The sequence below is a fragment of the Rhodococcus gordoniae genome (assembly GCF_001646655.1).
In the GTDB taxonomy this organism is placed as follows: Bacteria; Actinomycetota; Actinomycetes; order Mycobacteriales; family Mycobacteriaceae; genus Rhodococcus; species Rhodococcus gordoniae.
The window spans coordinates 38,120-49,615 of record NZ_LPZN01000034.1 but is presented as its reverse complement, the minus strand read 5'-3'; the positions used below and the strand labels follow the sequence as shown (position 1 = coordinate 49,615).

Genomic DNA, 11,496 nt, shown 5'->3' with positions numbered 1-11,496 from the left:
CGCCGCGACCGACCCGGAGGCGAAGGATCGCATCACGGCGGTCTATCCGGGATATCCGGACGAGCGTGCCGCGATCGATCTCGGCGGCGATCTCACCTTCTGGTATCCGTCCGTGCAGATCGCGCAGGCGCATTCGCGTTTCGCGCCGACCTTCATGTACCGGTTCGACCTCGCCCCGCGACTGTTGCGGTGGATGGGCTTCGACGCGACCCACGCCGTGGAGTTGCTCGCGGTCTTCGACCAGAGCGGCGAACCGCTCGGCCGCGCCCTCACGGCGCTGGGGGGCCGACGCGGTCTGCGTACGGTCTCCGCGGCGATGCAGCGCCAGTGGCTGAACGTGGTCCGGCACGGCGAACCGTTGCCGTCGTGGCCGCGCTACGACGAGAACGACCGTGCGACAGTCATTTTCGACGAGGTCACGCGTGTCGAGCGCGATCCGCGCCGCGACCGGCGACTCGCGTGGGAGGGCTACCGCGGGTACACCGCTCCGGCACCCGTCCGGTGAGCGCCGCTATTTCGCCACGGTGAGCAGGAAGGCGACGTCCTCGATGGCGCTGACGCTGTGCCGCACGGCCGGGATGATGATCAGATCGCCCGCCGAACCCTTCCACACGTCGTTGCCGGCGACGAGCTGGAGCTGACCCGACAGCACCTGCAGGGTCGCCTCGCCCGGGCTGTCGTGCTCGCCGAGTTCGTGCCCCGCCAGCAACGCGACGACGGTCTGCCGCAGGTGCTTGGTATGCCCACCGAAAACCGTCTGGGAGCTGCGTCCGCTGCTGGACGTCGCTGCGAGTTTGAGCTGCTGCCGTGCCATGGCGGTCAAGGAGAGCTTGTCCATGTACCGCAGTATCGCTCAGATGCCGCCGCGAGAACTCAGCTTCGGGCGTACCGGATCCAGCGGAACCTGATTCCCTTGGTGGACGTCAGCCATTCTCCGGGATCCGCCACCCACTCGGCGCCGATCGGAGGTGCGGTCGCATCTCCTGCGACGTCGAGGTCGACCTCGGTCACGAGCAGCTGCGTCGCGAACGGCATCGCCTGCGCGTAGATCTGGCCCCCACCCATGACGACGACCTCGTCCTCACGGGCGAGTGTCAGTGCGTCCTCGAGGCTCGTCGCGGTCTCGGCGCCCTGGGCCGACCACTCGACGTTGCGGGTGACGACGATGTTCCGGCGTCCCGGTAGCGGCCGGAACCTCGGCGGCAGCGAATCCCAGGTGAGCCGGCCCATGATCACCGGCTTTCCCATCGTCGCGTCCTTGAAGAACGCCATGTCCTCGGGGATGTGCCACGGGATGGTGTTCTCCCGGCCGATCACACCACCACGTGCCTGCGCCCAGACGAGGGTGACATCTCCCATCAGACGGCCACCGGCGCCTTGATCGCCGGGTGGTGCCGGTAGCCGACGACCTCGACGTCCTCGTAGCGGTAGTCGAAGATCGAGTCGCGCGGGTGCAGCTTCAACGTCGGGTAGGGATACGGCTCACGAGTGAGCTGTTCGGTGACCTGTTCGAGGTGGTTGGAGTAGATATGGCAGTCGCCGCCGGTCCAGATGAACTCGCCGGGTTCGAGGCCGGTCTGCTGCGCGACCATGTGAGTGAGCAGCGCGTAGCTCGCAATGTTGAACGGCACACCGAGGAACATGTCGGCGCTGCGCTGGTAGAGCTGGCAGCTGAGCTTGCCGTCGGCCACGTAGAACTGGAAGAAGGCGTGGCACGGCATGAGCGCCATCTTGTCGAGCTCGGCCACGTTCCATGCGGAGACGAGGATGCGACGCGAGTCGGGGTCGGTGCGCAGCGTCTCGAGGACCTGGCCGATCTGGTCGATGTGCTGTCCGTCCGGCGTCGGCCAGGAGCGCCACTGCACACCGTAGACCGGTCCGAGGTCGCCGTCGGGCGCCGCCCATTCGTCCCAGATGGTCACGCCGTGCTGCCGCAGCCACTCGACGTTGGAGTCGCCGCGCAGGAACCACAGCAGCTCGTAGACGATGGACTTCAGATGCACCTTCTTCGTGGTGATCAGCGGGAAGCCCTCGGACAGATCGAAGCGCATCTGGTGGCCGAACAGGCTTCGGGTTCCGGTGCCGGTGCGGTCGTTCTTCTCGGCTCCGGTGTCGAGAATCAGGCGCAGGAGATCTTCGTAGGGCGTCGGCACAGTCACGAGGGCAGTCTATCCGTGACCGAATCGTGCCCGTCGGCACCCGAGACGGCGCCTGCGACCGTAGCCTGGTCCCATGCCCGAGCTCCCCGAGGTGGAAGCACTTGCGGTATTCCTGCGCGAGCATGCCGTCGGCAGCGTCGTCGGACGCATCGACGTCGCAGCGCTGAGCGTGCTGCAGACCGCCGACCCGCCGATCACGGCTCTGCAGGGACGCGACATCACCGGCACCTCGCGCTTCGGCAAGTTCCTCGCGATCGACTGCTCGGGCCTGCACCTGATCACGCACCTGTCGCGCGGCGGCTGGTTGCGCTGGCTCGACGAGCCGTCGCAGACTCCCCCGAAACTCGGCCGCGGTCCGCTCGCCCTCCGCGTCCACCTGTTCGCCCCCGACGCGACGACACCGGCCTTCGACCTCACCGAGGCGGGTACGAAGAAGCGACTGGCGGTCTGGGTCGTCGACGATCCGCAGAAGGTACCCGGCATCGCCCGCCTCGGCCCCGACGCGCTCGCCCTCACGCGCGACGAGTTCGCCGCGCTCCTGACCGACAGCACCTCACGCCTCAAGACGTTGCTGATCGACCAGAAGATTCTCGCGGGCATCGGCAACGCCTACTCCGACGAGATCCTGCACGTCGCGCAGCAGTCACCGTTCGCGACCGCCGGACGGCTGACCGACGACGAGGTGACCGCGCTGTACGGGGCGATGCGATCGGTGCTCACCGCCGCCGCCACCCGCTCGGTCGGGCAGGACGCGGTGCGCCTCAAGGGCGAGAAACGGTCGGGGCTGCGCGTGCACGGCCGCACCGGCGAGCCGTGCCCGGTGTGCGGCGACACCGTCCGCGAGGTCTCCTACACCGACCGTTCGTTCCAGTACTGCCCCACCTGCCAGACCGACGGGAAGATCCTCGCCGACCGGCGGATGTCCCGCCTGCTGAAGTGACGTACGCGCCGTGCAGATCCGGTCCCGGGTTCGCGAAAGGAGTCGTGACCGCTGCCGGCTACGTGACGCTCGTAGCCCAGTCGGTGTGGCGGTCCGCCGCGTGTGAAGCTCTCCCGCTCGAGCCGATAGGGGCCGGTAGTCTGGCCGTGATATGAGTGATCTGTTCTCGAGTCTTCCAGTGCGTCGCATCGAGGAGCATCGTCTTGCCCCGATTTCACGAGACACGTGGCCTGCCGGCCTCCCCGCTGTACGCCAGATTCTCGATGAGGGACTCGATTTCTCGCCCCTCACGGTGTTCGTGGGCGAGAACGGCGCCGGCAAATCAACGATAGTCGAAGCGGTCGCCGAGGCGTACGGGCTGGGAGTCGAAGGCGGCACCAGGAACTCGCTCCATCGAACCCAGCGCACAGAATCAGGACTTGCCGAGCATCTGCAACTCGTACGGGGTGCAGGAAGCTCCCGACAGGGAGTATTCCTGCGAGCAGAGACGATGCACGGTCACTTCTCATATCTCGATGACGTCGGTGTCTCCGGGGTACACAACTATCAAAGCCACGGCGAGTCCTTTGTCGAGTTCTTCGCCACTCGGTCCGGGATCGGTGGTCTGTGGGTGTTCGACGAGGCCGAGTCTGCTCTGTCATTCAACGGATGCCTCGCGTTACTGGCGCACATCCGTGAACTCCTGGCGAGCGGGTCGCAGGTGATCATGTCCACCCATTCGCCGATCCTTGCGTCACTTCCCGAAGCGAAACTCTTCGAGATAGGCGAATGGGGGCTACGAGACCGTGAATACGACGAACTCGACATGGTGCAGAGTTGGCGTTCATTTCTTGATGCGCCTGGCCGGTATCTCCGCCACCTGACTGCCGGCGGCAGACTGGGCGACTGAACCGGTGTGTCCCTCACAGGAAATCGCAGCTCGTTCGATTCTGTTCGATCCCTGATGCGGGCAGGCACTTGCTCGTCTTGCTGAACACCTCGACTCGCCCCTGTGGTCGATCGTCTTCCCGCTCGGCATGTACGCGGTAGCGCGGATGCGGCTCATGCGGCCGGTCGACGAGCGCGACCGGCCGTGACTGCACGCGTGCGAGCCCGCCCCACCTCGCCGTACCAGCGGACGGCGAGCACGACGGCCAAGGCGACTCCGACCGCGTCGCCGCCGTAGTACATCACCTGGGCACCGGTCTGCAGATCGGGCACATCGAAGGTAGTACCGGGCGGTGACTGCGCATACAGCGTCTTCGCCAGTACCGAATGGGCGGCGCCGGCCACGAGCAACACCACCGCGAGGTGCGGGAGACCGTACCTGCGCCGGAGCGGATCGAGGCGGCAGATCGCGACGGTGAACAGCATCCCCGCAGCGAAGACGTGCAGGTGGACGGCAGTCGCGACGAGCACGTCGTCGTGCATTGCCGCGAACAGTGGTGTCCGGTAGAGCACCCACAACCCACCCATGTCCAGGACTGCCGCGACGACCGGCACCGTCAGCAGACCGGCCGGACGTGAATGCAGCACGGTGAGCAGACCGGTGCGTGTGCGTCCTCCCGGGACGTTCCTCAACAGCAGCGTCATCGGCCTGCCCAGCACGATCAGAAGCGGTCCGACCATGCCGACCAGCAGATGGCCGGTCATGTGGGAGGTGAACGGACCACCGGGCAAGGGCAGCACCGCCGCGGCGGCGACGGCACCGGCGCCCGCGACGACGCTCGCGTCACGCCACCGCGGCCACGCGTCGCCACGCCGGCGCAGCCGCACGGCCGCACCGGTGTACAGCGCGACCCCCACCCCTGCGGCGATCAGGACGACGAGGGCGAGCACACCCGGCCCCGTGTACGTCGGATGGTCGTGCACCGACGGCTCCTATCCGTCCGGGAGCCCGACGGTGCGGACGTTCCGCCGCGCCGACCACCACAGCGCAGCACCGGCGATCAGGAACACGAGAGCCGCTCCGATCCACGCCAGGTCGTAGGGCCACACGTCGACGTCGTACCGGATCTGGTGGATGCGGAGCACCTTGTGGTCGACCAGTCCGTCGAACAACTGGAATCCCCCGGCACCCATGAGCAGGGCCGCCCAGAAGTGCCGTACTGCAAGGGCATGTCTGCGACGCACGTCCGCGAGCAACGCGAATCCCGCTACGAGAACGAGCAACTCGGCAGTGTGCAGCAGGCCGTCGGAGGCGAGACCCACCGCGGGCGTGGAGCGATCGTAGAAGTGGTGCCAGCCGAGGATCTGGTGGAAGACGATCTCGTCGATCGCCGCCATGAGCGCCACACCGAGCAGAGCACCACTGATCGCGGAGTGCCGCACCGACATTCCGTCGCGCGTACCCCCGGGTCGCATCGCGCCGGTCATCGCTTCCTCACCGTATCGTCCCGGGACCTGCCGTATCGGGATTGCCGATTGTTCCGATCCCGCGAGGGGTACCCGAGCGATCATGCTGAGAAACGCACTGTGGGAAGGCCTGGTCGCCGGTGCCGCCGGGGTCGCGGCCATGACTGTCGGAGAGAAGATCGAGCAGGCCGTCACCGGGCGGCCGAACTCGCACGTCCCCGGCCGCGTCCTCGCCCGGTTGACGGGTGCGTCCGAGTCCGACGGGCAGAATTCGACCGCACTGAACTGGGCGATGCACTTCGGTCAGGGCATCGCCCTGGGTGTGGTGCGGTCGGTCATGGCCGAGGTGGGGCTGCGGGGCCCACTCGCATCGATGAAGTTCACCGTCGTGCGGCTGACCAACGACCAGATCCTCGAGAACGCGACCGGCGTCGGCGCACCGCCGCAGACGTGGCCCCGCTCGGAACTGGCCGTCGACGTCCTCCACAAGAGCGTCTACGGCTTCGTCACCGGGGCGGTCGCCGACGCGCTGGCCGCTCGCCGGGGTCCCGGCCCGGGTGGGCGGCACGCCGCGCTCGTCCCCGGCCGCCACTCCGGCATCGGCCCTGTGCCTCGCGGCATGGCAGCGGGACGGCTGCCGCGCGGAGCGTAGGCCACCTGGGGCAGAGCGCGGAGGGGTACGAGAGCGCCGCCGATGCGGCGGTTACCGTATCGGTGTGAGCGTCGAACTGCTGGACACCGGCCCCGTGGCCGGGCACCTGCATCGTCCCGACGGGAGTCCCCGGGGGGCGGTCGCGCTGACGCACGGGGCAGGCGGCAACTGCGACGCCCGGATCCTGCAACTGATGTGCGCCCGGTTCGCCGACTCCGGCTTCCTCGCCCTGCGCTACGACCTGCCGTTCCGCCGGCGCACACCCAAGGGACCCCCGCAGTCGTCCCGGGCGGCGGAGGACCGTGAGGGTGTCGCCGCCGCGGCCGCTGAGCTGCGTGGACGGGTGTCCGGACCCCTGCTGCTGGGCGGTGTCTCCTACGGCGGCCGGCAGACGTCGATGCTCGCGGCCGACGAACCCGGCATCGCCGACGCGCTCGTCCTGCTGTCCTATCCCCTTCATCCCCCGGGGAAACCGGAGAAGCCGCGCACCGAGCACCTGCCGAGGATCGCGATGCCCACGGTGTTCGTCCACGGCGACCGCGATCCCTTCGGTACCTTCGGCGAACTGCGGGAGGCACTCGCTCTCCTGCCCGCGGCCACGACTCTCGTGGAGGTCACCGGGGCCGCACACGACCTGAGCCGCGCGAAGACGGATCCGTCGGAGGCCGCCGTCCTTGCTGCGCTGCACCTGCTGGAAGAGAAGTCATGATCGAACCCACCGACGTCGCCATCGACACGCTGCTCGCCGAGCTCCGCGACCGGCTCGGCGACTCCGTCGACGCCCCGACCACCCTGCGTGGTCTGCTCGAGGCGGTGCTCGTCGTGGGATCGGGTCTCGAACTCGACTCCATGCTCCAGCGCATCGTCTCCGCGGCGACCTCGCTGCTCGACGCCCGGTACGGAGCACTCGGTGTGCGCGCCGCCGACGGAGGCCTGTCGGAGTTCGTGTACGTCGGGATCGATCCGGCGCAGCGCGAGGTGATGGGTCACCTGCCCGAAGGCCGGGGCATCCTCGGTCTGCTCATCAACGATCCCCGGCCGGTCCGCCTCGGCGACCTGTCGAAGCACTCCGCCTCGATCGGCTTCCCGCCGAACCATCCACCCATGAAGAGTTTCCTCGGAACCCCGATCATGGTGCGCGGCAAGGTCTTCGGAAGTATCTACCTCACCGAGAAGCTGGGCGCCCCCGAGTTCACCGAAGAGGACGAGGTGATCCTCAAGGTACTCGCGATGTCCGCGGGCGTGGCCGTCGAGAACGCCCGCCTGTTCGAGGGCTCCCTCGCTCGCGAGAGATGGCTCACCGCAATGGCGTCCATCAACTCCCGGTTGCTGATGGGCGGATCGGTGGACGAGACGCTGTCGATGCTCACCGGCCAGGTCCGCGAACTCGCCCGGTGCGCGGGGGTCTATGTCGTGCTCGTCGACGGCCACCACGGCAGCCTGCAGGCCGCAGCACCCGCGCTCCCGTGCGGGAAGGACAAGCGCTTCGACATCACCGGATCACCTGTGCTGCAAGCTCTCAAAAGCCGCCAGGTGATGCATCTCGACAGCCTCCCCGGGCTGCCACCGACGGAGCTGGGCGACGACGGACACGCGGTGGTGCTGCCTCTGTCGGCGACGTCGACCGTCACGGGCGTACTCATCGCGACACGTGAGGCCGGCACCGAACCGTGGGACGACGAGGACGTCGCCCGCTTCGAATCCATGGCGAACCTTGCCGCCGTGGCCCTCGAATTCGCCGAACAGCAGCGCAAGAAGCGTCTGCTCGATGTGCTCGCCGACCGCGACCGCATCGCACAGGACCTGCACGACAACGTCATCCAACGTCTGTTCGCCACCGGCATGAGCCTCCAGAGCGCGACCGCGGAAGGTGCGGGCACCGAACGCGCCGTGGAAGTCATCCGTCACGCGATCGAGCAGCTCGACCGGACGGTGCGCGAGATCCGCACCACCATCTTCGATCTGCACACCACCGGCGCAGCGGCATCGAACAGTCTGCGCCGGAGACTGCTGGACGTCGTGGGCGATCTGAGCATCCACTCCGCGGTGGCGCCCAACGTCCAGTTCGTCGGCCCCATCGACACCCTGGTCCCGATGCGCATCCACCCGCACGCCGAGGCCGTCCTCCGCGAAGGGCTGAGCAACGCGCTGCGCCACTCGCAGTCCGACAACATCTCGGTGTCGGTCTCGGTTCAGGACGACTTCCGGATCGAGATCCTCGACGACGGCACAGGCCTTCCCGACACACCTCGCCGCAGCGGCCTGGCGAACCTCGAGCGGCGCGCCGTGCAGTGCGGCGGGTCGTGCGAGATCGGTCCGGCCGATCCGCGCGGCACGCGGGTGCTGTGGACCGTCCCGCTCTGACGGGACGAGCTCGGTATCACTCGCGCTAGGACGACGGCTTGCCGCGCTCGTTGCGCAGTTCGGTGGCGAGCACCGCCGCCTGGGTGCGTCGCTGCATGCCGAGCTTCGCCAGGAGCCTCGAGACGTAGTTCTTCACGGTCTTCTCCGCGAGGAACAACCGCTCGGCGATCTCCCGGTTGGTCAGGCCCTCACCGATGAGCTCGAAGACGGCGCGCTCCTGCTCCGACAGTTCGGCGAGCGGATCGGCCGTCCGCGACGCCCGGATCCGGTCCATGAGCGCGGCGGTGGCACGGCTGTCCAGCAGCGAGCCGCCTTCTCCGACGGTGCGGATCGCCGAGACGAGGTCGGTTCCCAGGATCTGCTTGAGCACGAACCCGGAGGCGCCTGCCATGATCGCGTCGAAGAGTGCCTCGTCGTCGGCGTACGAGGTGAGCATCAGAGCGCGCAGATCCGGCATGCGGGTACGCAGCTCGCGGCACAGTTCGACACCGTTGCCGTCGGGAAGCCGCACGTCGAGCACCACGACGTCGGCGCCGCTGTCGGGTACGCGAGCCAGGGCCTCACCCACCGAGGCGGCCTCACCGACGACGGTGAAGTCCGGCACGCTGCTCAGCAGATCCACCAGGCCGCGCCGCACGATTTCGTGATCGTCGACGAGGAACACGCGGGTCATCTCGGGCACCTTTCGTTGGCAGGCTTTCCGGTCATTGTCCCAGCTGTACCGCGATACCCACGTCCGCGGGGCCGTTCGACATCCATATCAGGACCTTCTCCCCCTCCCCCGCGGACGCTGCTCGGGAGACGCTGAACGTAGAGGCGAACATGTGGGACGAACGAGCCGACGAGGAGGATGTCGTGACAGTCGATGCCGGAACCTGGTCGCTCGGTGACACCGAGATCATCGCACGTGCGGTGGTGGAAGCACCCTCCGTGCACGACACGCAACCATGGAATCTGCGCCTGCCCGATCACAGCGCCGAACTCGAGGAACGCCTCGAATTCGCCGAGCCGGGCCCGGACCCGCTGCGTGTCGACCGGTTGATCTCGTGCGGCGCGGCCCTCACCAACCTCGAACTCGCGATCCGGGTCCTCGGAAACAGATCGCGCACCACTGTGCTGCCCGATCCGCAGCGTCCGGAGCTCGTCGCGCGCATCGAGACGCTCGGACCGGGCACCCCGGCCGGTCGCGACCTGCGGTTGTATGCGGCGATCTCGCACCGGCGCAGCCACCGCACATCGTTCACCGACATCTCGGTGCCGACGGAGACGCTCGCCGACATGATCGCCGTGGCCGGCGAGATCGCAGATGTGGACGTGCGCCTGCTCGCGGACGACGAGGCCGTCGCCCTGGCCCAGGTGCTCGCGTATGCGGCGGAGGCCTGCCGCCGTCATCCGCACTATCAGCGCGAGATGTTCTCGTGGACCTCCCATTGGCAGCCGCGCGGCAACTCCGAGGTGGTCACCACGTGGAGTGCGACCCTCGACGGGAAGGGCGCAGCGGGCGACGCCCTGGTCACGACGGGGATCCCGGACGTCGATGCGCTGGCATCGGCGATCGCGCGCGAGTCGGTGCTGCTGTTCTCCGCACCGTCGACCTCACCGGCCGATCTGATCCGGGTGGGCGCGGCCGTCGAACGGTGCTGGCTGGCGGCGATCGACGCGCGATTGTCGGCATCGGTACTGACGCATCCCCTGCGGGTGGAGGACGCCGGGTCGCGCCTGGCCGAGATGCTCGACCTGACGGTCGTTCCGCTGGTCGTCCTGCGTGTGGGTTTCTGAAGAAACGGGAGAGTGAAGCGACGATGAGTGCACCGACCGAGCAGCCGATCGACGATCCGACCCGCGAGTTGTTCCGCACAGCCCTGGACATGGCGCAGGCCGCCAAGGTCGGCAATGTCTCGGGCTGGCTGACCGCCCGCTACGAGAGCGGACGCCTCGAGGACGTCGCGTTCCTGCTCTCGCAGATGCTCGGAGTGCTCATCGAGAACGGGGCGGTCAGCCGCGGCGTACACCCGGCCGACGCATGGCGGGAACTGCGCGAAGGTGGCGTCGACGACTTCGGCTGACGCCTCGGTCGGGGGCGTCGACGACTTCGGCCGACGCCCCACCCGGATCAGTCCTCGGTCTCGGTCGAACGTACGACGAGGACCGGGCAGTCGGCGGTCTGGATCAGCGCGTTGCTGGTGGACCCCAGCAGCAGTCCCTTGAATCCGCCGCGGCCGCGGGTTCCGACCACGAGAAGCTGTGCCGCTTCGGCATATTCGCTGAGCACCCGCACCGGCCGGTCGCGCGCGACGACACGCTCGACGGCGACGTCCGGATACCGCTCCTGATAACCGGCGAGACGCTCGGCGAGCACGACCTCCTCACCGGTCTGGATCCGGCTCCAGTGCGGGTCGTCGGGGACGGCCCCGAGCGACGGTTGCACACTCACGTCGCTCCACACGTTCACCGCAACGAGCGTCGCACCGCGCGCGGATGCCTCCTCGAACGCGACCTCCACCGCGTCGCGGCACGAGACCGATCCGTCGACACCGACCACGACGGGCCCTTCCGCCGGCGGAGCGCCGTCGAGCGTACGACCCCGCACCACCACGACGGGCGCCTTCGCGTGCGAGACGACCGCCGTGGAGACCGACCCAGCGAGCAGACCCTTCACCTCACCGAGGCCGCGTGAGCCGACGACGAGCCGATCCGCGTGGTCGGCCTCGGCGATGAGCGTGGGAACGACCTTGCCTTCGAGCTGCGCGGTGGTGACCTCGACGTTCCCGTGGCGGTTCTCGTCGATGATCTGCCGGGCGAGCGCGGCCGCGCTGTCGAGGCGGTCGCGGGCGGTTGCCTTCATCTCCTCGTGGAAGCTCTGCGCGAGGTAGGGCTCGGAGTAGTAGAAGGCGGGGATGTGCACGACGGTGACGATGCGCAACGGCAGGCCACGGATCGCCGCCGCCCGTGCCGCCCAGCTCACCGCGGTGGTGGACGCGTCGGATCCGTCGACGGCCACGACGATCGGCTTGTTCTCGGTCATCGCACGCGGAACCTTTCTCGGT

General features: G+C 68.3%; 15 protein-coding genes. 8 read left to right on the top strand and 7 right to left on the bottom strand.

The genetic code is table 11. From position 1 onward, the window contains the following. Positions 1 to 505 (top strand): carboxylesterase family protein (locus A8G18_RS14165; protein WP_157100855.1); only part of this gene is annotated, 505 nt, incomplete at its 5' end. Positions 506 to 511: 6 nt separating this feature from the next. Here A8G18_RS14165 and A8G18_RS14160 read toward each other — a convergent pair. From A8G18_RS14160 to A8G18_RS14150, 3 genes are read right to left on the bottom strand one after another with little or no spacing between them, the layout of a single operon-like run. After that, a complete protein-coding gene (locus A8G18_RS14160) occupies positions 512 to 838 on the bottom strand; it encodes a cupin domain-containing protein (RefSeq protein ID WP_016933259.1) in 327 nt (108 codons plus the stop codon). A gap of 35 nt (positions 839 to 873) precedes the next feature. Next, a complete protein-coding gene (locus A8G18_RS14155) occupies positions 874 to 1,359 on the bottom strand; it encodes a dihydrofolate reductase (RefSeq protein ID WP_016933258.1) in 486 nt (161 codons plus the stop codon). After that, a complete protein-coding gene (locus A8G18_RS14150) occupies positions 1,359 to 2,159 on the bottom strand; it encodes a thymidylate synthase (RefSeq protein WP_016933257.1) in 801 nt (266 codons plus the stop codon). The genes A8G18_RS14155 and A8G18_RS14150 overlap by 1 nt, the downstream gene beginning before the upstream one ends. Before the next feature lie 73 nt (positions 2,160 to 2,232). Between A8G18_RS14150 and A8G18_RS14145 the strand changes: the two genes are divergently transcribed. Then, positions 2,233 to 3,099 (top strand): Fpg/Nei family DNA glycosylase, encoded by an 867-nt coding sequence (locus tag A8G18_RS14145; protein ID WP_016933256.1) that lies wholly within the window; start codon positions 2,233 to 2,235, stop codon positions 3,097 to 3,099. Positions 3,100 to 3,250: 151 nt separating this feature from the next. After that, the gene (locus A8G18_RS14140; RefSeq protein WP_064064372.1) at positions 3,251 to 3,988 is read left to right on the top strand and encodes an AAA family ATPase; all 738 of its coding nucleotides are present in this window, start codon (positions 3,251 to 3,253) and stop codon (positions 3,986 to 3,988) included. A 152-nt stretch (positions 3,989 to 4,140) separates the two neighbouring features. On the opposite strand, the gene A8G18_RS14135 is transcribed toward A8G18_RS14140, so the two are convergent. Then, positions 4,141 to 4,950 (bottom strand): cytochrome c oxidase assembly protein, encoded by an 810-nt coding sequence (locus A8G18_RS14135; protein WP_064064371.1) that lies wholly within the window; start codon positions 4,948 to 4,950, stop codon positions 4,141 to 4,143. Positions 4,951 to 4,959: 9 nt separating this feature from the next. After that, complete coding sequence (locus A8G18_RS14130) at positions 4,960 to 5,454, bottom strand: DUF2243 domain-containing protein (RefSeq protein ID WP_037222805.1); 495 nt, start codon at positions 5,452 to 5,454, stop codon at positions 4,960 to 4,962. Positions 5,455 to 5,536: 82 nt separating this feature from the next. Here A8G18_RS14130 and A8G18_RS14125 point away from each other — a divergent pair, with 82 nt between their 5' ends. The 3 genes from A8G18_RS14125 (at position 5,537) to A8G18_RS14115 (ending at position 8,449) form a co-directional block, all read left to right on the top strand. Continuing rightward, complete coding sequence (locus tag A8G18_RS14125; protein ID WP_016933385.1) at positions 5,537 to 6,085, top strand: hypothetical protein; 549 nt, start codon at positions 5,537 to 5,539, stop codon at positions 6,083 to 6,085. A 64-nt stretch (positions 6,086 to 6,149) separates the two neighbouring features. Further along, positions 6,150 to 6,794 carry an alpha/beta hydrolase family protein gene (locus tag A8G18_RS14120; protein WP_016933386.1) on the top strand — a complete coding sequence of 215 codons (645 nt, stop codon included), beginning with the start codon at positions 6,150 to 6,152 and terminating at the stop codon, positions 6,792 to 6,794. Next, positions 6,791 to 8,449, top strand: coding sequence for a sensor histidine kinase (locus tag A8G18_RS14115; protein WP_016933387.1), 1,659 nt, complete (start codon positions 6,791 to 6,793; stop codon positions 8,447 to 8,449). The genes A8G18_RS14120 and A8G18_RS14115 overlap by 4 nt, the downstream gene beginning before the upstream one ends. Before the next feature lie 25 nt (positions 8,450 to 8,474). Here the strand turns inward: A8G18_RS14115 and A8G18_RS14110 are convergent, their stop codons facing one another. Then, positions 8,475 to 9,122, bottom strand: a complete 648-nt coding sequence (locus tag A8G18_RS14110) for a response regulator transcription factor (RefSeq protein ID WP_037222806.1) — start codon at positions 9,120 to 9,122, stop codon at positions 8,475 to 8,477. 182 nt (positions 9,123 to 9,304) lie between these two features. Here A8G18_RS14110 and A8G18_RS14105 point away from each other — a divergent pair, with 182 nt between their 5' ends. Beyond that, a complete protein-coding gene (locus A8G18_RS14105) occupies positions 9,305 to 10,228 on the top strand; it encodes a nitroreductase family protein (RefSeq protein ID WP_026003121.1) in 924 nt (307 codons plus the stop codon). A gap of 23 nt (positions 10,229 to 10,251) precedes the next feature. Then, positions 10,252 to 10,515 carry a hypothetical protein gene (locus A8G18_RS14100; RefSeq protein WP_016933391.1) on the top strand — a complete coding sequence of 88 codons (264 nt, stop codon included), beginning with the start codon at positions 10,252 to 10,254 and terminating at the stop codon, positions 10,513 to 10,515. Positions 10,516 to 10,562: 47 nt separating this feature from the next. Here A8G18_RS14100 and A8G18_RS14095 read toward each other — a convergent pair whose 3' ends face one another. Further along, positions 10,563 to 11,474 carry a universal stress protein gene (locus A8G18_RS14095; RefSeq protein WP_026003122.1) on the bottom strand — a complete coding sequence of 304 codons (912 nt, stop codon included), beginning with the start codon at positions 11,472 to 11,474 and terminating at the stop codon, positions 10,563 to 10,565. Positions 11,475 to 11,496: the final 22 nt, after the last annotated feature.